The following is a 21,925-nucleotide window of genomic DNA, read 5'->3' as shown; positions in this document are numbered from 1 at the left end:
TACTCTAAACTGTCCACTGTTGTTTTTTTCTTAAATGACAACTTGAACTTCCGATCCTTGAGTAGTTCGCTTAGCAAGTACTAAATTACCTGTTTGTTATTTTATGTTCAACTCCTGTTAACCGCTTTTTAGTAATAAACCGATAAACGGCATAAAAAATACACTACTGCATTACAACTCTTAGTCAGCAATAACATTGTGAATTATCTGTATATTTATAAGACCATTTTTTAAAAAACAAGTATACATTTCTCTCAGTTCTCCATTTATCTGAATGGATAAGATATTTACATAAATGTTAACAATGACACTTTTTGCCATTTTTATGCATTTAAATTACTGATAGTGACAATTTTTATGAGATGAATCACAAATACTGTTTAAATGATTTTCGAAGTACAACCTGTTTTTGAAAAATTCCGATGATTTCTTACTATTGTAGTACAATTATTTCTTATGATTTGCATGTGTTATTTTCAAGTTTATGAGCCAGTTTCAGCAAAAACTCAATATTTCATCTCTATCAGTCTCTGAAATTCTATTTCAGTTGAGAGAGTTAATTGGTTTGGTTTATTTGCATGATCAAAACTCACCTATTATTAGTTTTTTGCCAAAACATTATTTAATCTTCGAAAATTCAACACCACGACAGTTCACTCAACTTGAGTTAAACCAATACCATCAAATTACACATCCTTTATCGATCATTGATTTTGCTCAGTTTAGCAAAAATCCAATATCAACCATTGAATCCATTTCTTTTAAAGGTGGATACATCGGCTTTATAAGTTATGACTATTGTTCAAACTTATGCGTTAAAACTGCTATACGCTCTCAACCCACTCTTTTTTTAGGTGAATATTCAAGTTATCTTAAATATCATAATGGTGAATGGTATTTCTATGGCAATGAAAAAAATTCAGTAAAAACCTATAATTACATTCTATCCCTTTTGTCTGAAAATAAATCAGATCAAATTGAATCATTATCTTTACAGGAAAAATGTACACCTCGTTGGTCTAAAACCATGTATTTACAAGCATTTAGCAGAATTCAAGACTATATTAAAGCTGGTGATTGTTATCAAATAAATTTAACTCAAGAGTTTACAGCAAAAGCGAAAGGCTCCCTACTTAGTAAATCAAATGATTTTTGGCAATTAACTCATGCACCATATGCAGGCTATGTAAAAATTAATGAATTCGAACTTTTAAGTTGCTCACCAGAGCTATTCATTGAATTTGATAATAAAAATAAAATTAAAACTCGACCAATCAAAGGCACCATGCCAAGACACCAAGATCCTGAACAAGACCTTATTTCAAAAGAAAAGTTAACAAATTCAAAAAAAGATCAGGCTGAAAATGTGATGATTGTGGATTTACTAAGAAATGATTTAAGTGTGTATGCAGAAACTGGTTCAGTAAAAACAACAAAATTATTTGAAATTGAAAGTTTTAATCAAGTTCATCATATGGTGAGTGAAATCACCGCGACATTAAAAGAAGAAGTTAATCCGATGCAAATGTTGCTATCAGCACTTCCAGGAGGCTCAATCACAGGGGCACCAAAAATTCGAGCAATGCAAATTATCGATGAGCTTGAAGAATCTCCACGCGGTGCCTATTGCGGAAGTTTAGGATATTTTAATTACGATGGTACAGGTCGCTGGAATATTCTAATTCGTAGTATTCAAAAAAATCAGGACAATCTTTCGATTTGGGCTGGTGGTGGAATTACTATCGCATCTGATGCGGAAGCCGAATACCAAGAATGTTTTGATAAAGTTTCTGCCATGCTTGATCTACTCAATACATGGCAGAAATAAAATACACTACTTCAAAATTAACTTATCAGCATTTTTAATGTATCAACTAGGCGCTGATTTTGTTCATCAGTACCAATCGTAATACGCAAAAATTGATTAATTCTTGGTTTGTTGAAATAGCGAACAATAATACCTTGCTCACGCAATTTTTCTGCAAGTTGTGCTGCATCGTGTAGGGAGTGTGTAGCAAAAATAAAGTTTGCTTTTGAAGGCAAAACATTAAAACCTAGCTCAGTTAGGTTACCTACCAATTTTTCACGACTTGCAATGACTTTCTCACATTGTTCTTGAAAATAATCTTGATCTTCAAAAGATGCTACAGCTGCAGCAATTGCAAAACGGTCAATTGGGTATGAATTGAAACTATTTTTAACCGCTTCAAGTGCAGCAATCAAATGGGCTTGTGCAATGGCAAATCCAACACGCAAGCCTGCCAGTGAACGAGATTTGGAGGTTGTTTGACATACAACCAAATTCTCATAACGACTTATAAGTTCAACCGCTGATTCTGCTCCGAAATCTACATAAGCTTCATCAATGACTATCACACGATTTGGATTAGCTTTTAACAGTTGTTCAATTTTGTCCAAACCTAATGCAATACTCGTTGGTGCATTTGGATTGGTGATAATGATGCCACCATTTTCCTGTTCATAATCTGAAATATCTATTTCAAATTTTTCATTCAAAGGAATTTGCTTTGTTTGAACACCAAAAAATTGACTATAAACTGGATAAAAACTATAGGTTATATCTGGATATAGAATTGGTTCTTGCTGAATGAAAAATGCTTTAAAAATATGAGCAAGCACTTCATCAGAACCATTTCCTACGAAGACTTGGCTAACATCAACATTTTGTTGTTTAGCGATTGCTTGTTTTAAAGCCGTAGCATCTGGATCAGGATATAAACGAAGGGCATCAGCTTGATGAGCCAAAACAGCTTGCACTGCATCAACCACTTTTGGTGATGGTGGATAAGGATTTTCGTTTGTATTCAGTTTCAATAAATTCTGTATTTTTGGTTGTTCACCAGGTACGTAAGGCTCTAACTCACGAACCTCAGGACTCCAAAAACGCATTTGTTCAAGTGTAAATGCCATTTTATATACTCTCAAAACTCTCTAAAAAGGGACTTTATCAGCCCCCTATATTCGTGGGTTAGCTATTGATAACGATAACGAGCTGATCGAGCATGTGCATCGAGATTTTCTTCCACCGCCAATATATCTGCTGCTTTTGCTAAGGTTTTGACACCTTCTTTTGAGCACATAATTAAGCTTGAGCGTTTCTGAAAATCGTAAACACCAAGCGGTGAGGAAAAGCGAGCTGTACCAGATGTTGGTAGGACGTGATTAGGCCCCGCACAATAATCACCTATTGCTTCAGGAGTATAGCGCCCCATGAATATTGCGCCCGCATGACGTATTTCTTGACTCATCAACTCTGCATCATCTAGACATAACTCTAAATGCTCAGGAGCAACTTGGTTGATAAGATCAACTGCTTCTGCACGATTCTTCACAAGCACTAATGCGCCACGATTTTCAATAGAAGTTCGAGCAATATCTGCCTTTGGCAGTTCGTTCAAATGCTTTTCAATTGCAATTTCCACAGCATTTAAAAGATTCTCATCAGGTGTAATGAAAATTGATTGGGCCACAGTATCATGCTCTGCCTGAGACAATACATCCATTGCTAACCATTCAGCATTATTTTCACCTTCAGCATAAACAAGAATTTCTGAAGGACCTGCGATCATATCAATGCCCACTTGACCGAAAACTGCTCTTTTAGCTGCGGCAACAAAGCGATTACCTGGCCCAGTTATTTTATCAACCGCTGGTATTGTTTCAGTACCATAAGCCAATGCTGCAACAGCTTGTGCACCACCTATTGTAAAAACTCGGCTCACACCCGCTAAATATGCTGCTGCTAATACCAATGGATTAAGTTCACCATTGGGTGCAGGAACAACCATAATAATTTCAGGTACGCCAGCAACATGGGCTGGTAAAGCATTCATAAGTACAGAGGATGGATAAGAGGCTAAACCACCAGGCACATAGATCCCAACACGATCAAGTGGAGTGACTTTTTGACCTAATGTATTTCCCAAATCATCAACATAAGTCCACCCTTCTTGCTTCTGAGCTTGATGAAATGAACGAATTCGTTTTGCTGCTAACTCAAGTGCATCACGAGTTTCAATGGTTAAACCCTCAAAAGCGGATTTGAGTTGTTCTTGGCTGAGCTCTAAGTCTGAGAATTGATGCGCAGGATGTCGATCGAACTGTTGCGTTAACTTAAGTACATGCTGATCACCGTGTTGACGAACATCGGCAATAATTTGGTCTACGGTTTGTACTAATTGAGGATCATTTACAGTTTCAAATGCTAATAGTTCAGCAAATATCTGCTTAAAATTTTGATCCTGAGTCGATAAACGTCGCATCAATTTACCCACAAGGCGAAAAAGAGAAGAATAAGTTTACTCTTTTTCGAAGTCCTTGTGGGCATCATATCAACATCTATCACTCAGTTTTCATAGGAAATCACGTTTAACGTGATTGGACTGCTTGTTCAAGTTGAGTCAAAATTGGATTTAATAAAGCTTGTTTACGTTTAAAACTCGCTTTATTGACAATAAGACGCGAAGAAACTTTACAAATCTCTTCTAATGGCTCTAAACCATTGGCACGCAAAGTATTGCCCGTATCAACGACATCGACAATATAATCACCCAAGCCTACTAATGGCGCAAGCTCCATTGAACCATAGAGCTTAATCACATCAACTTGTTCACCTAAGCTCGCATAATATTGACGCGTCAAATTGACATACTTGGTCGCAATCTTCAAACGTCCTTTCGGGCGCTCCATTCCAACTTTGCCAGCAGTCATTAATTTACAATTGGCAATTTTCAGGTCAAGTAACTCATACACATGTTGAGCTCCATGTTCCATTAATACATCCTTACCCGCGACACCAAAATCTGCTGCACCGTTTTCCACATATGTTGGCACATCAGAAGCACGTAAAATCAAAATACGTACTTTCTTATGTGTGGTTGGGAAAATCAATTTACGAGATTTATCAGGATCTTCAAGTAAATTTATGCCTGCATTTTCAAGTAATGGCAATGTTTCTTTTAAGATACGACCTTTACTGAGTGCTAAAGTTAAACCATGATCAAAATTACCCATTACATCAAAATTCGGATCATCGTTTCTTAAGTCATTCATCCTTTTACTCGCTTAATCTGAGCGCCTAAACTTTGCAATTTTTCTTCAACATGTTCATAGCCACGATCTATATGGTAAATACGATCAATTAGTGTTTCACCTTCTGCAACTAAGGCTGCAAGCACTAGTGAAAATGAAGCACGTAAATCTGTAGCCATAACAGGTGCAGCTTGAAGTGTTTCCACACCAGTTACGATCGCATCATGGCCTTCTACCTGAATATTTGCACCCATGCGTGAAAGTTCAGGGACATGCATAAAGCGATTTTCAAAAATTGTTTCAGAAATTGTCGCAAAACCACGACCAATTGCATTCACGGCCATGATTTGAGCTTGCATGTCAGTCGGAAATTCCGGATGAGGCAATGTTCTAAAACTAACAGCTTTAGGACGTTTCCCTTGCATGTCTAGTTCAATCCAATCATCGCCACGAGTAACTTCCGCACCCATTTCCTCGAATTTATCTAATACAGCTTCTAATAATGCTGGATCTGTATGTGTCGTTTTGATACGACCACCAGTGATCGCTGCAGCAGCTAAATATGAACCAGTTTCGATACGATCCGCTACGACTGCGTATTCACAACCATGCAGACTTTCAACACCCGTTACTACCAAAGTGTCTGTATCAAGGCCTTCAATTTTTGCACCCATTTTAATTAGCATTTGGGCGAGGTCTGTAATCTCAGGCTCTCTAGCAGCATTACGAATTGTGGTAACACCATCTGCTAAAACAGCAGCCATCAAGATATTCTCTGTACCACCCACGGTCACCATATCAAAAACGACTTCACCGCCTTTTAATCGACCATCAACTGAAGCATGAACATATCCATTTTCAACTTCAATATGTGCACCTAACGCTTCCAAAGCTTTTAAATGCTGATCAACTGGACGTGAACCAATGGCACAACCACCTGGTAATGATACTTTTGCATTACCATAACGTGCTAATAATGGACCTAACACTAAAATTGAAGCACGCATTGTTTTCACAAGTTCGTATGGTGCAAATTGATTATCTAATGTTGATGCATCAGCACGAACCGTATCCCCTTCATAGGTCATGGTAATGCCAAGACCCGCTATTAATTTAACTAATGTATTTACGTCTTTTAAGTTTGGCACATTGGTTAAAGTAGTCGGAGAGTCCGCAAGAATCATTGCAGCGAGTAAAGGTAAAGCTGCATTTTTAGCACCAGAAATGCGTACTTCACCTTCGAGCTTAACACCGCCCGTAATTAAAAATTTATCCATTAATATTTAAGCTCCGAAAAGGCTTGCTTTACGCCATTCGTCTTTAGTCATTGCACGAATAGTAACTGCGTGAACTTCACCACTCGCGATATAAGAATTAAGAGGTGCATATACGGCTTGTTGACGTGTAAGAGTTCTCTTTCCTTCAAATTGATCATCTACAATACGAAGGTCGAATTTTCCAGCTTGTCCACTCACTGCTACTTCTGCTTCAGGGAAAGCTTCTTTTAAAATTTGCGTGAGCTGTTCACTATTCATTACAAGACCTCTTATACAGCCAATGGTGTAAAACCGCATATTTTACTATAACTTTTTCACATTATTCAGTAAGCAGTTTCTTTTTTTAAAAATAAAAAAAGAGGCTATCAAAATTAGCCTCTTTTTTAAAAGTAATTTAACTTAAAACAACCAACTCATGTTGGTAAGAACATTGCATTTTTCTATGTTTAGCAAGCTGTCTTTTTAATTTTTCTGTCAGTTTTTTTATTGAAGTATACATATCATCTGCTGTTGCTTGAGCAAACAGCTCAACCCCTGGTAAACGTATGATGGCCTCAGCTATATGATTGGCACTCCCCTTATGCGAACGCTTATCGATTTGATGATCTTTCGCTAATTTAATTTGCATACTGTTTACTTGATCAAGATGCTTAGTCATTTGACTAAACTTTTCTTTTATATTTTTTTCAATTGCTGGTGTAATGGTTAAATGGTGTCCACGAATTGTTATTTGCATAATTCTATCCCTCACCTTTTCTTAGGATTCAAGAAATAACTAAAACAAATTAATGCACATGAGTGGTTCAGTATCCATTAAATCATTTCAGTGATCTCTCTAGTGACTATTAAAAAAATTCATTATTTCGTCATAATGAGCTATTAGAATAGTCACACCTTAAATTTTAGATCAAGACTTTTCTTTCAGAAGATGAAGGAATATGTAACGATTCTCTATATTTTGCGACGGTTCTACGAGCAACCTCAATCCCTTCTTTTTTCAACATCTCTGCTATTGCATTATCTGACAAAGGCTTACGTGGATTCTCATTAGATACGAGCTTTTTAATCATGGCACGAATTGCAGTCGAAGATGCCTCCCCACCAGAAGTTGTTCCAACATGACTTGAAAAAAAGTATTTCAATTCAAATAACCCACGGGGTGTAAGCATATATTTATTGGTTGTCACACGAGATACTGTTGATTCATGTAGTTCAACTTCTTCTGCAACATCACGCAAAACTAAAGGCTTCATTGCTTCAGCACCTTGCTCAAGAAATGCTCGCTGATGTTCAACAATACAAGTCGCAACCTTCAATAATGTTTTATGACGCTCATCTATACTCTTAATGAAGTTCTTTGCTTCTAACATTTGATTGCGTAAATAAACATTATCGTCACTTTGATCTGCTCGACGAATCATATTGGAATAAAATGAATTAATCCGTAATTTAGGCATTACATCCGGATTTAATTGTACATTCCAATGCTGATCTTTCTTTGCGACAACGACATCAGGTACCTGATACTCTGATTCTTGTTGATCAAACTCCAACCCAGGATAAGGCTTTAAGGTTTTAAGTAACTCAATAGCATTAGTTAGTTGTTCTTTTGATAATCCAGTTTGTTTCAATAATTTATTTAAATCATTAGAAATCAGCAGTTCATAGTAATTTAAAAGCTGCTTTGCTTCGGCTAAAAAAGGTGTTTTATCTTTAATTGTTTCTAATTGAATTTGCAAACATTCAGCCAAACTTCTTGAGCCAACACCTATCGGCTCTAAACGTTGAATATGTTTTAAGACAACAATAACCTCATCTTCTTCAACATCTTCGTCGTTATCAACCTCTCGTAACAATTGATTCACAGCAATTAAAATATCTGTCAAATCAGCATCTAGAAATCCCTTATCATCCAAAGAGTCCACAATACAATAAGCAATCAGCTTATCTACCCTAGAAAAATGCAAAAGATTAACTTGTTCTAGAATATGTTCTTTTAAACTAAGGTGAATTTGTCTGTTATCTTCTCTCTCTTCATACTCTGGTGTAGCAAGTGCGGTGGATTGATGCGTATAAATATCATCCCACTCTGTATCTACAGGTAAATCATTAGGTAAATGATCTGCATTCAATTCAGATGTTAAATCTTTATTTTCATTAGCTTCAACGCTATTTAAACTTTCAATACTATTATTATCTTCAATTTTTTCGAGCAATGGATTACTATCAAGTTGAATCTGTATTTCTTGCTCCAACTCCAGACTAGATAGTTGTAAAAGTCGAATCGCCTGCTGCAATTGAGGAGTTAACGATAAATTATTCGCTACTTTCAACCCAACAGATAATTTCATAATCATTTCCTATATTAGAACAAGCAAAAAACATGCCTATAAAATTATTTATAACACAAAGAAACTTGAACAACTATAAGTAAACTTACTTTCCATCTATCCATATGCTCAAAAAACTAGCAAAAAAGATTTATATAAACTTTATTCGATATGTTACCTAATAAATTTAAAAAACCATGCAATAAAAAACACCCCTAACCGTTAGGTTAGGGGTGTTTAGATTTAAAAGCTGGCGATGACTTACTCTCACATGGCAAACGCCACACTACCATCAGCGCGAAGAGGTTTCACTTCTGAGTTCGGGAAGGGATCAGGTGGTTCACTCTTGCTATTGTCGCCAGCAAACTGTTGTGGTGTTTTCGGGTCTTATTCACATTAATTAATAATGTTTGCCTTACTTACGATCCAAAGAGTTATTAACGGATTAGATTATTGGGTCTGTATTGTAACTAGTTTGTACACTAAATCAAGTTGTGTATTGAATTTATCTTGAATACAACAACTGTTTGGGTGTTGTATAGTCAAGCCTCACGAGCAATTAGTATTGGTCAGCTTCACACGTCACCGTGCTTCCACACCCAACCTATCAACGTCCTAGTCTCGAACGGCTCTTTAGAGGAATAAATTCCTAGGGAAATCTTATCTTGAGGTAGGCTTCCCGCTTAGATGCTTTCAGCGGTTATCCCTTCCGAACATAGCTACCCGGCGATGCCACTGGCGTGACAACCGGTACACCAGAGGTTCGTCCACTCTGGTCCTCTCGTACTAGGAGCAGATCCTCTCAAATTTCCAGCGCCCACGGTAGATAGGGACCGAACTGTCTCACGACGTTCTAAACCCAGCTCGCGTACCTCTTTAAATGGCGAACAGCCATACCCCTTGGGACCTGCTTCAGCCCCAGGATGAGATGAGCCGACATCGAGGTGCCAAACACCGCCGTCGATATGAACTCTTGGGCGGTATCAGCCTGTTATCCCCAGAGTACCTTTTATCCGTTGAGCGATGGCCCTTCCATACAGAACCACCGGATCACTAAGACCTACTTTTCGTACCTGCTCGACTTGTGGGTCTCGCAGTTAAGCGCGCTTTTGCCTTTATACTCTACGCGTGATTTCCGACCACGCTGAGCGCACCTTCGTACTCCTCCGTTACTCTTTAGGAGGAGACCGCCCCAGTCAAACTACCCACCAGACATGGTCCTCGTCCCGGATTACGGGACAGAGTTAGAACCTCAACATTACCAGGGTGGTATTTCAAGGACGGCTCCATTGGAACTAGCGTTCCAACTTCAAAGCCTCCCACCTATCCTACACAAGTAAGGTCAAAGTTCAATGTCAAGCTGCAGTAAAGGTTCACGGGGTCTTTCCGTCTAGCCGCGGGTACACTGCATCTTCACAGCGATTTCGATTTCACTGAGCCTCTGCTGGAGACAGCGCCGCCATCATTATGCCATTCGTGCAGGTCGGAACTTACCCGACAAGGAATTTCGCTACCTTAGGACCGTTATAGTTACGGCCGCCGTTTACTGGGGCTTCGATCAAGAGCTTCGCTTACGCTAACCCCATCAATTAACCTTCCAGCACCGGGCAGGCATCACACCCTATACGTCCACTTTCGTGTTTGCAGAGTGCTATGTTTTTAATAAACAGTTGCAGCGGCCTGGTTTCTGCGGCTGCCAACCGCTCAGGGAGCAAGTCCCATCACCGTCAGCAGCGTACCTTCTCCCGAAGTTACGGTACCATTTTGCCTAGTTCCTTCAGCAGAGTTCTCTCAAGCGCTTTGGTCTACTCGACCTGACCACCTGTGTCGGTTTCGGGTACGATTCCTGTGTAACTGAAGCTTAGAGACTTTTCCTGGAAGCATGGTATCAGCCACTTCACTGTACAAGTACAGCTTGCTATCGACTCTCAGCATAGAGCACCCCGGATTTGCCTAAGATGCATGCCTACGGTCTTCCACCTGGACAACCAACGCCAGGCTGACTTAACCTTCTCCGTCCTCTCATCGCATTACACAGAAGTATTGGAATATTAACCAATTTCCCATCGACTACGCCTCTCGGCCTCGCCTTAGGGGTCGACTCACCCAGCCCCGATTAACGTTGGACTGGAACCCTTGGTCTTTCAGCGAACGGGTTTTTCACCCGTTTTGTCGTTACTCACGTCAGCATTCGCACTTCTGATACCTCCAGCATACTTCTCAATACACCTTCATCGGCTTACAGAACGCTCCCCTACCACTTGACTAATGTCAAATCCGCAGCTTCGGCACATAGTTTTAGCCCCGTTACATCTTCCGCGCAGGCCGACTCGACTAGTGAGCTATTACGCTTTCTTTAAAGGGTGGCTGCTTCTAAGCCAACCTCCTAGCTGTCTATGCCTTCCCACATCGTTTCCCACTTAACTATGATTTTGGGGCCTTAGCTGGCGGTCTGGATTGTTTTCCTCTTGACTACGGACGTTAGCACCCGCAGTCTGTCTCCCGGATAGTACTCATTGGTATTCGGAGTTTGCATCGGTTTGGTAAGTCGGGATGACCCCCTAGCCGAAACAGTGCTCTACCCCCAATGGTATTCGTCCGAGGCGCTACCTAAATAGCTTTCGGGGAGAACCAGCTATCACCAGGCTTGATTAGCCTTTCACCCCTATCCACAAGTCATCCCCTGGCTTTTCAACGACAGTGGGTTCGGTCCTCCAGTTAGTGTTACCCAACCTTCAACCTGCTCATGGATAGATCGCCTGGTTTCGGGTCTATACCCAGCAACTAAACGCCCTATTAAGACTCGATTTCTCTACGGCTCCCCTATTCGGTTAACCTCGCTACTGAATATAAGTCGCTGACCCATTATACAAAAGGTACGCAGTCACCGAACAAGTCGGCTCCCACTGCTTGTATGCATGCGGTTTCAGGATCTATTTCACTCCCCTCACAGGGGTTCTTTTTCGCCTTTCCCTCACGGTACTGGTTCACTATCGGTCAGTCAGGAGTATTTAGCCTTGGAGGATGGTCCCCCATATTCAGACAAGGTTTCACGTGCCTCGCCCTACTCGTCATCATTATGTGTGCCCTTTCGTGTACGGGAATATCACCCTCTACGTTCGCACTTCCCAGAGCGTTCCACTAAAACACACATAACTTAATGGGCTGCTCCCCGTTCGCTCGCCGCTACTAAGGGAATCTCAATTGATTTCTTTTCCTAAGGGTACTGAGATGTTTCACTTCCCCTCGTTCGCTTCATAAACCTATGTATTCAGTTTATGATACCCGCCTTATAGCGGGTGGGTTCCCCCATTCAGAAATCTCCGGATCAAAGGATATTTGCCGCCTCCCCGGAGCTTTTCGCAGGCTATCACGTCTTTCATCGCCTCTGACTGCCAAGGCATCCACCACATGCACTTAATTACTTGACTATACAACCCCAAACAGTCGTTAACACATACAAGTGAGTGTTATCGTTGCAAACTTAATTGCTACTGGTTTGTTGTCTGTGAATTTAATCACCATACAGCTTCAATCTAAATTCATATACCAAAACGCTTGATTCAGTGTTTTTGCTAGTTCTCAATATGTTTAAATCAATCGAATTACTTCGATCAACTTAAATTCTTGAGTGAACAATTTATTTCAGACTCAATTTTTCTAATCTGTTAATGATTAACTACCACCTCGTCGGTGCGTAGTAAACTGTGATAAATCACAGAGATTAATAAACCAAGATCAATTACTTAATCTTTTTATTCATTAAACTCTATAATCTATTTAGCTCAGAATTAAATATTTCATTTAATTCATGGTGGAGACTAGGAGAGTCGAACTCCTGACCTCCTGCGTGCAAAGCAGGCGCTCTACCAACTAAGCTAAGTCCCCAGCTTTAATCATAATGAACGACATATCTTTTCATCTAGCAGCTTGTGATTATTCATCACTTCGTCAGTAGTGGTGGGTCTGACAAGACTTGAACTTGTGACCCCCACGCTTATCAAGCGTGTGCTCTAACCAACTGAGCTACAGACCCTCAGATACATCTTCGAAGAACAACTTGTTGTGGATTCTTACCGGTCACCAATCTTTCGTTAAGGAGGTGATCCAGCCGCAGGTTCCCCCTACGGCTACCTTGTTACGACTTCACCCCAGTCATCGGCCACACCGTGGTAAGCGTCCTCCTTGCGGTTAGACTACCTACTTCTGGTGCAACAAACTCCCATGGTGTGACGGGCGGTGTGTACAAGGCCCGGGAACGTATTCACCGCGGCATTCTGATCCGCGATTACTAGCGATTCCGACTTCATGGAGTCGAGTTGCAGACTCCAATCCGGACTACGATCGGCTTTTTGAGATTAGCATCACATCGCTGTGTAGCAACCCTTTGTACCGACCATTGTAGCACGTGTGTAGCCCTGGCCGTAAGGGCCATGATGACTTGACGTCGTCCCCGCCTTCCTCCAGTTTGTCACTGGCAGTATCCTTAAAGTTCCCATCCGAAATGCTGGCAAGTAAGGAAAAGGGTTGCGCTCGTTGCGGGACTTAACCCAACATCTCACGACACGAGCTGACGACAGCCATGCAGCACCTGTATCTAGATTCCCGAAGGCACCAATCCATCTCTGGAAAGTTTCTAGTATGTCAAGGCCAGGTAAGGTTCTTCGCGTTGCATCGAATTAAACCACATGCTCCACCGCTTGTGCGGGCCCCCGTCAATTCATTTGAGTTTTAGTCTTGCGACCGTACTCCCCAGGCGGTCTACTTATCGCGTTAGCTGCGCCACTAAAGCCTCAAAGGCCCCAACGGCTAGTAGACATCGTTTACGGCATGGACTACCAGGGTATCTAATCCTGTTTGCTCCCCATGCTTTCGTACCTCAGCGTCAGTATTAGGCCAGATGGCTGCCTTCGCCATCGGTATTCCTCCAGATCTCTACGCATTTCACCGCTACACCTGGAATTCTACCATCCTCTCCCATACTCTAGCTTCCCAGTATCGAATGCAATTCCCAAGTTAAGCTCGGGGATTTCACATCCGACTTAAAAAGCCGCCTACGCACGCTTTACGCCCAGTAAATCCGATTAACGCTCGCACCCTCTGTATTACCGCGGCTGCTGGCACAGAGTTAGCCGGTGCTTATTCTGCGAGTAACGTCCACTATCCAAGAGTATTAGTCTCAGTAGCCTCCTCCTCGCTTAAAGTGCTTTACAACCATAAGGCCTTCTTCACACACGCGGCATGGCTGGATCAGGGTTCCCCCATTGTCCAATATTCCCCCACTGCTGCCTCCCGTAGGAGTCTGGGCCGTGTCTCAGTCCCAGTGTGGCGGATCATCCTCTCAGACCCGCTACAGATCGTCGCCTTGGTAGGCCTTTACCCCACCAACTAGCTAATCCGACTTAGGCTCATCTATTAGCGCAAGGTCCGAAGATCCCCTGCTTTCTCCCGTAGGACGTATGCGGTATTAGCATTCCTTTCGGAATGTTGTCCCCCACTAATAGGCAGATTCCTAAGCATTACTCACCCGTCCGCCGCTAAGATAAGGTGCAAGCACCTCATCTCCGCTCGACTTGCATGTGTTAAGCCTGCCGCCAGCGTTCAATCTGAGCCATGATCAAACTCTTCAGTTAAAATCATTTTGCACCTTAGTTAAGACAAGGTGCTAATTCTGGCTCATCAATTTTCTGACTAAAAATTCGCTCAAATAAACTTCGAGAAATTTCTACCATTCAATCAATGAAAATTATTTCGATCGATCAACCAGTAAAAATCCACACAAGTTGTTCTTCTATTCTCTTAATGATCTTCTCGATGATTCGTCATCATCAAGCTAGGTCGGCTATATTACTCTAAATTTCTTTAAAGTCAACAGGTAATTTAGATATTTTTAAAACTTATCAAACAACCCAAGAATCTAACCACTTTAGCCAAATCCTTGTTTCTCAACAAGTTTTTATCCGCATCACCGCCGATGGATGTGCATTCTACAGCATTCTCACACCAATGCAACACTCTTCAATAGGATTTTATTTCGAGTGAACATTTTTAAACCAAATTCACAATATTTCTTATATTTTTCGATCGAATTTGCTTTAATAATAGTAGAACAAATAAATTGTACTTACTTTATCTATGTTTTGCGTTTAATTAGCGCATTCATTTTAATGACTGTAATTTCGCTCTAACTGCGATTAAGGACTTATATGCATTACTCAAATTTTTTCTTGCTTGGGTTGTTAACTGCTGGAGCATTTAATACAGCAATAGCTCAAGATGTATCTGAGCAATCCCCAGTCGTAACTGAATCAATTGAAAACCAATTAAATACACAACAAAAAACATCAACTTTGCAAGCAATTAAAGATTTAAAAAAAATAACCAAGGATGATTTGAAGGTAAACGCTAATGCAGCGCAACCTGATGCGGTTAAAGATCCTCTACAACCATTAAATCGCCAAATCTTTGCCTTCAACGATACATTAGACCGATATGTACTTAAGCCAGTAGCTATCCAATACGTTGAAAAAGTACCAGAACCTGTACGAAGTCCTTACCGTCAATTTCGCAAAAACCTCGGTGAGCCGTGGAATGCCGTCAACCAACTTATACAAGGGCGCCCATCTCGCGCAGCAAAAACATTAGGACGCTTTACTTTAAATACTTTAACAACCTTAGGTTTTGCTGACCCAGCACGTCGTTTAGGATTACCAACCGAAGAGGAAAGCTTTGGTGTGACTTTAGGCTATTACGGCGTCCCGTCTGGTCCTTATGTAATGCTTCCTTTTTTCGGACCTAGTACTTTTCGTGATGGGTTTGGCTTAGCTATCGATCGTTATGGTCGCCCACAAAAATATATGCTCGACGACCAACAAGGAATTTATTGGTCTACAAATGTGTTACAAGCTATAGATGCTCGTGCTCAAGTTTTGGATATTGAAGAAAGCTTAAAAGGCGATAAATATGCAATGATTCGAGATTTCTATCTGCAAAGAAAGGCTTTCCAAATTGCTGAAAAACATGGTGACTCTGCAGATGTATCATTTGTTGAAGATACTGAAGATACTGAAGAATCTTCGGATAATCAGTAAATTCGCATTTTTATATTTATAGACATAAGTATTACTCTCTATTTTAAATGTGAGTAATACTATGTTTTCCATCATATTTCATCTATGATGAATTAAAAAATGATCATACAAAGGATCGGCTATTCATCTATGTATTTCATTCAACCATCGCGCTCAATACCTTGTTTAGATCAAGCTCTGAATGAGCTACCCAGTCTACAGATCATTCAAGCTGATGATTTAGACTTATATGATCAAACAATCATTGCAATTGCCGATGTACAGGACTTTTTGAAATATCAATGGAAGCTCCCAACGATCGTATTAGCATTTGAAGATGAAGGTGCTGCATTAGCCCAAGCTTGGGAAATGGGTGCTTTAGCCGGTTGGATTTGGAACAATTTACCCAAAAACCCAATACATGCTTTATTCAAAATTGATGCGCAATACAAACGAAATCAAGATAGCCGTGATCTTCCTTCAGCAGCAGCATTACAGAAACGTTTACTACCGAACCCAATAAGTCTACCCAATTATGAGGTTGAGTCTTTTTTTCAACCTTCGGCTTATTTATCAGGTGATTGGTATGATTATTGGAAACTCAATGAATATGAAGTGCTGTTTTATTTAGCTGATGTTTCAGGTCATGGTGTTACAAGTAGTTTACTAACCTCATGGATGGCAGCTTTCCATGGTCGTTCCAAGACACCTCGCCAGCTCATTCAAAAACTGAATGCAATGTTAGTTCAAGAGAATATTGAAAAACATATCACCATGGTGGCAGGTATTCTAAATCTACAAACTCATGAAATTACATGGTCTAGTGCAGGGCACTATCCACCTCCAATTATCTTTGAACCTAATCAAGCACCTCAAATTCTTACAACCAGTAGTTTCCCTTTGGGACTCACTGAGGATTTAGATGTTGAAGAACACATTTGTAAATTAAATCCTGACGCACGTTTTATTTTATGTTCAGATGGTGCTCTTGAACCCTTTGATGGTGGTTTGAATGATCAGTTCAACCAATTGGTTGATCATCTTCAGAATAATTCATTCCAAGCTCCTGAACATGTTGCAGATGACATCGCTATACTCAGCATATGCCGAATGAATTAATTTAATTATCAATAACTTAAAAACAAAGAACTATGCAACCACTTGTGTCTACCATATCACTATGGGATAATTTTATATCCTTTCTCTGAAAATGGCATTTATATGTCAACAGGTCATGTTGAATATGCAAGTTTGAACGGAACGCATATTTTCAAGCTTATTGGCGAAGTGCGTGCACATTCTTGTATAAGTCTAGACAAATTACTCAACAAAATTGAACAGCAGCAAAATGTTGTTGGTGCAATCGTTGATTTAACTGAAACAACGTTCATTGATAGTACTGTATTAGGTGTACTTGCAAAGTTGGGCTTAAAACTCAAACAAGTTCATCATATACAAGCAGTGATGCTGTCAACCAATCCAGATATTACCACCCTAGCCAATAGCATGGGGTTGGGTCAGGTCTTTGTGATTTTAAATTACTGTGGTGATCCTAATGTTTGTACGCTTGAGCTAACTGAAGAACATGTTACTCACAGCGCCATGCTCAACACTGTATTAGAAGCACATAAAACATTAATGCGTTTGAATGAAAACAATCAAAATATGTTTGAACCATTAGTGAAGCAATTGCAAAAAGAGCAAGATTGTCTAAATCTTGATACACACCAACAAAATGCTTAATTGATAACTAAGTCTGCACACTTATGACCTTACTTTCTGTTGCTCAAATGAATTCACAAGATGACATTGAATCTAATTTCCTTGTCATCGAGTCATTAATTCAACAAAGTAAGGCTCAGGGTGGCGAATTAATCGTTTTTCCTGAAAACTTTGTTTGTTTTGCTGCAGGAAAACAACGTGAAACTGCAAATCAATTTGAAACCATTCAGCAACGTTTAGAACAATTATCACACCGATATCAAATATGGATTATCGCTGGCACTTTACCGTGCCCTTTTCGCCCAGATGGATCAGTCATTACTGATGGACGCGTCAGAACCGTAAGCTTATGTATTAGTCCTGAAGGTACTGAGGCTCGTTATGACAAAATCCATTTGTTTGATGTTCAAGTGGGTGATGCTGTTGGTGGCTATCAAGAATCAAAATTCTTTGAACCAGGTGATCAAGTCGTTGTTGCAAAAACACCTTTTGGTCATATTGGCTTAATGGTTTGTTATGATCTTCGCTTTCCAGAACTCGCACTAACTTTACGCCAACAAGGTGCAAACATTTTATCTGCTCCTGCTGCTTTTACTTACACAACAGGTCAAATGCACTGGCAATTGTTACTACAAGCACGAGCTATGGACAGTCAATGTTTTGTATTAGGTGCTGCACAACAGGGTTGGCATGGTGAAAAACGTCAAACATGGGGTCATTCGGGTATAACCAATAGTCGTGGACAACTTTTACAAATAATCGACTACGAAGGGCATGGTTTAATTAGCGCTGATTTCGATCAAGCTGAACAAGAAAATATTCGCTTATCTATGCCACTTATGCAGCATCGAAAAATAATTGCCTACTAAGTCTCACTTTAATTATTAAAATTTTAGTTTTTGAATTTTTGGTCACGCTTTATCTCCCCTCCACACCTAGGTTCATGATTTAATAAACATAATTTAGGATAGTCAAACAAACCATAATATTTATGTAGTTTGATTATTGTAAAATTCTCTCTTAACACCAATTAAGCTGTATCCATGTTTAGACTTTTTTCTATTTTGTTGATTTTAGGGGCAACTACATTCATTAATGTGGTACCAAGTTATGCTAATGCTGTTGAAGTAACAAATGACATGCAGCACTTACCTACACCATCAAATTTATCATTTAATAGTTTTGGTCTTTGGATTATTGGTTGGGGGACTGGTGCTGAAGGTGCTCGACAAAGACTAGATAACATCCAGCGTGAAGATGTGGTGATCATCAAACAGAAAGGTGTTACTCAAGATATGATTAAAGCTTGGCATAGTTTTTATGAACAACAATCTCAAAATGATATAAATAATCCAACCGCACGTTTTAGAGCAAAATTGATGAAAAAAATCATCGAGCTTTGGTAGATTTTCTGCATCTATTTGATAGATAGATACTCTTTTCAATTTGATATTTTATCTTTTACTTCTTTACCAAAGCCGTCATTAAATTTACCGTTTTCTCCTTTGCTTTCATCATCCATTTATGCAGGATTGAATAATACCAAACTTTGTCAGCTAGGATTATTCAATATGTCATTAGAAAAAGTAGTTTATCGAGCAAAAGCTAAAGCAACAGGTGGTCGTGATGGTCGTGCGACATCTTCTGATGGTGTTTTAGATGTTAAATTAGGCGTACCTAAAGAAATGGGCGGTGCTGGTGGTGAAGTGACCAATCCAGAACAACTTTTTGCAGCAGGCTATTCAGCATGTTTTTTAGGTGCCATGAAGTTTGTAGCAAACCGAGATAAATTAAAGATTACTCCAGATGCTTATATTGAGGGTGAAGTTGGTATTGGCCCGATTCCAAATGGCTTCGGTATTGAAGTGACTTTGAATATTTATTTAATCGGTATGGATCAAACTGAGGCTGAGGAACTTGTAGCAGCAGCACACATCGTATGTCCGTATTCAAATGCAACACGCAACAATATTGATGTGAATTTCAATATAGTAACAAATTGATATATAAAATAAAAAAACAGCATGATTGATCATGCTGTTTTTCATTAAGAATAGAAAATTATTCTTCAGCTGCTTCGTTTGTAACACGTAGCACTTCTTCTAAAGTGGTTTTACCAGCCAAGACTTTTAATAAGCCATCATCACGAATCGATGCGGCATGACGGCGAGCATGATTTTCCAACTCATATTCGGCTGCATTACCATGAATTAATCGACGCATCGACTCATCGACTGGCACAATTTCATAAATCGCTGTTCGCCCACTAAAACCAACATGTGAACATTTCTCGCAACCATGTGGTTCTGGTAATTCCATGTGTTCATCTACCTTGAGATGCTGAAATACCTGTCGTTCAAAATCATCTGCTTTTCGCCAAGTTACGCAATGTGGACATAATGTTCGAACTAAACGCTGTGCAATTACACCAATCAATGAACTTGAAAGCAAGAATGGTTCAATCCCCATATCTTTTAAACGAGTTACCGCACCAATTGCAGTATTGGTATGTAACGTAGATAAAACGAGGTGACCTGTTAGTGAAGCTTGTACCGCAATTTCTGCCGTTTCAAGATCGCGAATCTCACCCACCATAACAACATCAGGATCTTGACGCAGCATAGCCTTAAGCGCACGAGCAAATGTCATATCAACTTTCGTATTGACCTGTGTCTGCCCAATCCCTTCTAGTTGGTATTCAATTGGATCTTCGGCCGTCAAAATATTGCGCGTATTATCATTCAAGTCAGATAATGCTGCATATAAGGTTGTCGTTTTACCTGAACCCGTTGGACCAGTGACCAAAATGATGCCATGTGGACGATGAACCAATTGAGTTAAACGTTCATAATCATTTTGCATCAAGCCAAGGTGTGTCATGTTCAAACGACCCGCCTGCTTATCAAGTAAACGCATCACCACGCGCTCACCATGAGATGACGGTAAAGTAGAAACACGAACATCGACCTCACGTCCTGCTAAACGCAAAGAAATACGACCATCTTGTGGAATACGCTTTTCAGCAATGTCCAACTTTGCCATAACTTTAATACGTGAGACCAGCAAAGGAGCTAATTCACGGCGTGGTTGAACAATTTCTCGTAATTGACCATCTACACGTAAACGAACAGACAACTTTTTTTCAAATGCTTCAATATGAATATCAGATGCACCGACACGAATCGCTTCGGATAACAACGCATTAATCAGACGAACAATAGGTGCATCATCTTCTTGATCCATCAAATCTTCAGCTTCAGGCACCTGATCAGCCAAACTTAATAAATCAGGATGATCCTCTAAACCAGCGGCAACTTGCTGAGATTCGCCTGTATCACCTGCATAACTGGAACTGAGTAGTGCATGAAACTCTTGATCTGTACACAATTGATCATGCGCAGCTTTCCCCAAAATTCGACGTGCTTCTTGTAATGCAATTCGCGCTGTATCCTTGCGTCGTACAATAAAAACTTGATCGCCTTCATAGCGCAATAAAACGCCATGCCTTTTGGCGAAACTATATGGAATTTGTATTTGTTTAAGTATTTGCATCACAATTTATAATGATGAAAGGAAGAGTTGAGTGTACTCTAAGGAGATTACAGCGTGAAGTCTGTTTAGCATACTCACAAAGGAATTTTGCACCTTGTCTCAAAATAATCCATATAAAGCACCTCACTCTGACACATTGAGATGGTGGGGTGAACAACAATTTGAAATTCAACAAGCCAAAGCTTGGCAATTTGGTTCACTGCTCTTTCGCCTAACGAGAGGCATTAAAGAATGGCGTTTAGAATATCATCGACCGCAATGTCAGCATGATTACGAGCAACAATGGCATGTTTTGTCTGATACAGAATTTGCAATGCCTCAACCTGCAAAAATTGAACGCTATATGTTTCATAAAACTAATAGCTCATTTCATTTAATGCCACGTTTGGCAGATCGCTCTGTTGTTATTAAACCTGTTGATCCGATTTATATTCCTGCTGGTCAACGAGGAACGCTGTATATCAGCACTCCGTTATGGATTGCAGGCTTAGTAGATGGTTTAAGTGAACCTTTGTTTGATATTCCTGTGATTCAGCCGAAAGACACATGGTTTGGTAAAGATCCTCAGCATGGTGAAATTTGTTATGCAACATCTGTAGATGGACGAACTGACCTAAATCTATTAAAGCCACGTGCCTTTAGAGCTGTTACACCTATCGAGTTTCATAACACAAGTCAGCATCAACTGCGATTTGATCGTATGAATGTTCCTGTTCCTGCCCTTCCTTTATTTTATAGTGAAGGCACAGGTCGTCTCTGGACGTCTCAAATCAAGGTGTATTATGAGGGTTCAGAACATCCTGCACGTATTCGTATTGAAAACAAAACACCAACTCAGGCAGGTGAAGTCATTTACGTACATCCTCCACGTGCGCCTGGAAGCAACTTATTTAATATGTTTGATTCATTCTTTTAAGGAGTT

General features: G+C 40.0%; 16 protein-coding genes, 2 tRNA genes and 3 rRNA genes. 8 read left to right on the top strand and 13 right to left on the bottom strand.

Annotation, left to right across the window (positions count from 1 at the left end):
- The first annotated feature begins 484 nt into the window (after positions 1–484).
- A complete protein-coding gene (gene pabB, locus H2677_RS03165) occupies positions 485–1,828 on the top strand; it encodes an aminodeoxychorismate synthase component I (RefSeq protein ID WP_212639124.1) in 1,344 nt (447 codons plus the stop codon).
- Between the two features lie 17 nt (positions 1,829–1,845).
- Here the strand turns inward: pabB and hisC are convergent, their stop codons facing one another.
- The 12 genes from hisC to H2677_RS03105 form a co-directional block, all read right to left on the bottom strand.
- Positions 1,846–2,931 (bottom strand): histidinol-phosphate transaminase, encoded by a 1,086-nt coding sequence (gene hisC, locus H2677_RS03160; RefSeq protein WP_199955851.1) that lies wholly within the window; start codon positions 2,929–2,931, stop codon positions 1,846–1,848.
- A 62-nt stretch (positions 2,932–2,993) separates the two neighbouring features.
- Positions 2,994–4,283, bottom strand: a complete 1,290-nt coding sequence (gene hisD / locus H2677_RS03155) for a histidinol dehydrogenase (RefSeq protein ID WP_112987399.1) — start codon at positions 4,281–4,283, stop codon at positions 2,994–2,996.
- 106 nt (positions 4,284–4,389) lie between these two features.
- The gene (gene hisG / locus H2677_RS03150) at positions 4,390–5,073 is read right to left on the bottom strand and encodes an ATP phosphoribosyltransferase (RefSeq protein ID WP_004952306.1); all 684 of its coding nucleotides are present in this window, start codon (positions 5,071–5,073) and stop codon (positions 4,390–4,392) included.
- On the bottom strand, positions 5,070–6,329 hold the full coding sequence (murA, locus tag H2677_RS03145) for a UDP-N-acetylglucosamine 1-carboxyvinyltransferase (protein ID WP_004952303.1): 1,260 nt from the start codon (positions 6,327–6,329) through the stop codon (positions 5,070–5,072). The genes hisG and murA overlap by 4 nt, the downstream gene beginning before the upstream one ends.
- A gap of 6 nt (positions 6,330–6,335) precedes the next feature.
- On the bottom strand, positions 6,336–6,587 hold the full coding sequence (ibaG, locus tag H2677_RS03140; RefSeq protein WP_004914432.1) for a BolA family iron metabolism protein IbaG: 252 nt from the start codon (positions 6,585–6,587) through the stop codon (positions 6,336–6,338).
- A 136-nt stretch (positions 6,588–6,723) separates the two neighbouring features.
- Positions 6,724–7,065, bottom strand: coding sequence for a ribosome hibernation-promoting factor, HPF/YfiA family (hpf, locus tag H2677_RS03135; protein WP_004914435.1), 342 nt, complete (start codon positions 7,063–7,065; stop codon positions 6,724–6,726).
- A 166-nt stretch (positions 7,066–7,231) separates the two neighbouring features.
- Positions 7,232–8,680 carry an RNA polymerase factor sigma-54 gene (locus tag H2677_RS03130; protein ID WP_004952298.1) on the bottom strand — a complete coding sequence of 483 codons (1,449 nt, stop codon included), beginning with the start codon at positions 8,678–8,680 and terminating at the stop codon, positions 7,232–7,234.
- A 227-nt stretch (positions 8,681–8,907) separates the two neighbouring features.
- Positions 8,908–9,022 (bottom strand): 5S ribosomal RNA (gene rrf / locus H2677_RS03125).
- A 175-nt stretch (positions 9,023–9,197) separates the two neighbouring features.
- Positions 9,198–12,090, bottom strand: a 23S ribosomal RNA gene (locus H2677_RS03120).
- Between the two features lie 381 nt (positions 12,091–12,471).
- Positions 12,472–12,547: transfer RNA gene (locus tag H2677_RS03115), tRNA-Ala, on the bottom strand.
- Positions 12,548–12,617: 70 nt separating this feature from the next.
- Positions 12,618–12,695: transfer RNA gene (locus H2677_RS03110), tRNA-Ile, on the bottom strand.
- Positions 12,696–12,754: 59 nt separating this feature from the next.
- Positions 12,755–14,292, bottom strand: a 16S ribosomal RNA gene (locus H2677_RS03105).
- The 16S, 23S and 5S rRNA genes sit together here with 2 tRNA genes alongside, the layout of an rRNA operon.
- 573 nt (positions 14,293–14,865) lie before the next feature.
- Between H2677_RS03105 and H2677_RS03100 the strand changes: the two genes are divergently transcribed.
- The 6 genes from H2677_RS03100 to H2677_RS03075 all read left to right on the top strand — a co-directional run bounded on the left by H2677_RS03100 (position 14,866) and on the right by H2677_RS03075 (position 19,454).
- Positions 14,866–15,750: an MlaA family lipoprotein gene (locus H2677_RS03100; RefSeq protein WP_212639123.1), complete on the top strand. Its 885-nt coding sequence runs from the start codon at positions 14,866–14,868 to the stop codon at positions 15,748–15,750.
- Between the two features lie 129 nt (positions 15,751–15,879).
- Positions 15,880–16,848, top strand: coding sequence for an RsbU family protein phosphatase GigA (gigA, locus tag H2677_RS03095; RefSeq protein WP_004955739.1), 969 nt, complete (start codon positions 15,880–15,882; stop codon positions 16,846–16,848).
- A 102-nt stretch (positions 16,849–16,950) separates the two neighbouring features.
- Positions 16,951–17,472, top strand: coding sequence for an anti-anti-sigma factor GigB (gene gigB / locus H2677_RS03090; protein WP_004906790.1), 522 nt, complete (start codon positions 16,951–16,953; stop codon positions 17,470–17,472).
- 23 nt (positions 17,473–17,495) lie between these two features.
- Positions 17,496–18,320, top strand: coding sequence for a carbon-nitrogen hydrolase family protein (locus H2677_RS03085; protein ID WP_004955736.1), 825 nt, complete (start codon positions 17,496–17,498; stop codon positions 18,318–18,320).
- A 174-nt stretch (positions 18,321–18,494) separates the two neighbouring features.
- Complete coding sequence (locus H2677_RS03080) at positions 18,495–18,857, top strand: DUF4951 domain-containing protein (protein WP_212639122.1); 363 nt, start codon at positions 18,495–18,497, stop codon at positions 18,855–18,857.
- A 165-nt stretch (positions 18,858–19,022) separates the two neighbouring features.
- A complete protein-coding gene (locus H2677_RS03075) occupies positions 19,023–19,454 on the top strand; it encodes an organic hydroperoxide resistance protein (RefSeq protein ID WP_004906781.1) in 432 nt (143 codons plus the stop codon).
- Between the two features lie 58 nt (positions 19,455–19,512).
- On the opposite strand, the gene gspE is transcribed toward H2677_RS03075, so the two are convergent.
- Positions 19,513–21,003, bottom strand: a complete 1,491-nt coding sequence (gspE, locus tag H2677_RS03070; protein ID WP_004955732.1) for a type II secretion system ATPase GspE — start codon at positions 21,001–21,003, stop codon at positions 19,513–19,515.
- A 94-nt stretch (positions 21,004–21,097) separates the two neighbouring features.
- Here gspE and H2677_RS03065 point away from each other — a divergent pair, with 94 nt between their 5' ends.
- Positions 21,098–21,919, top strand: coding sequence for a hypothetical protein (locus H2677_RS03065; RefSeq protein ID WP_004906776.1), 822 nt, complete (start codon positions 21,098–21,100; stop codon positions 21,917–21,919).
- Positions 21,920–21,925: the final 6 nt, after the last annotated feature.

The organism is Acinetobacter junii (genome assembly GCF_018336855.1).
GTDB lineage: Bacteria > Pseudomonadota > Gammaproteobacteria > Pseudomonadales > Moraxellaceae > Acinetobacter > Acinetobacter junii.
The sequence above is the reverse complement of the archived record's forward strand: the minus strand, read 5'-3'. Positions and strand labels throughout refer to the sequence as shown.

Coding starts and splice junctions, on each gene's coding strand:
- pabB (WP_212639124.1), top strand. CDS start 485: ATGAGCCAGTTTCAGCAAAAACTCAATATTTCATCTCTATCAGTCTCT.
- hisC (WP_199955851.1), bottom strand. CDS start 2,931: ATGGCATTTACACTTGAACAAATGCGTTTTTGGAGTCCTGAGGTTCGT.
- hisD (WP_112987399.1), bottom strand. CDS start 4,283: ATGCGACGTTTATCGACTCAGGATCAAAATTTTAAGCAGATATTTGCT.
- hisG (WP_004952306.1), bottom strand. CDS start 5,073: ATGAATGACTTAAGAAACGATGATCCGAATTTTGATGTAATGGGTAAT.
- murA (WP_004952303.1), bottom strand. CDS start 6,329: ATGGATAAATTTTTAATTACGGGCGGTGTTAAGCTCGAAGGTGAAGTA.
- ibaG (WP_004914432.1), bottom strand. CDS start 6,587: ATGAATAGTGAACAGCTCACGCAAATTTTAAAAGAAGCTTTCCCTGAA.
- hpf (WP_004914435.1), bottom strand. CDS start 7,065: ATGCAAATAACAATTCGTGGACACCATTTAACCATTACACCAGCAATT.
- H2677_RS03130 (WP_004952298.1), bottom strand. CDS start 8,680: ATGAAATTATCTGTTGGGTTGAAAGTAGCGAATAATTTATCGTTAACT.
- H2677_RS03100 (WP_212639123.1), top strand. CDS start 14,866: ATGCATTACTCAAATTTTTTCTTGCTTGGGTTGTTAACTGCTGGAGCA.
- gigA (WP_004955739.1), top strand. CDS start 15,880: ATGTATTTCATTCAACCATCGCGCTCAATACCTTGTTTAGATCAAGCT.
- gigB (WP_004906790.1), top strand. CDS start 16,951: ATGTCAACAGGTCATGTTGAATATGCAAGTTTGAACGGAACGCATATT.
- H2677_RS03085 (WP_004955736.1), top strand. CDS start 17,496: ATGACCTTACTTTCTGTTGCTCAAATGAATTCACAAGATGACATTGAA.
- H2677_RS03080 (WP_212639122.1), top strand. CDS start 18,495: ATGTTTAGACTTTTTTCTATTTTGTTGATTTTAGGGGCAACTACATTC.
- H2677_RS03075 (WP_004906781.1), top strand. CDS start 19,023: ATGTCATTAGAAAAAGTAGTTTATCGAGCAAAAGCTAAAGCAACAGGT.
- gspE (WP_004955732.1), bottom strand. CDS start 21,003: ATGCAAATACTTAAACAAATACAAATTCCATATAGTTTCGCCAAAAGG.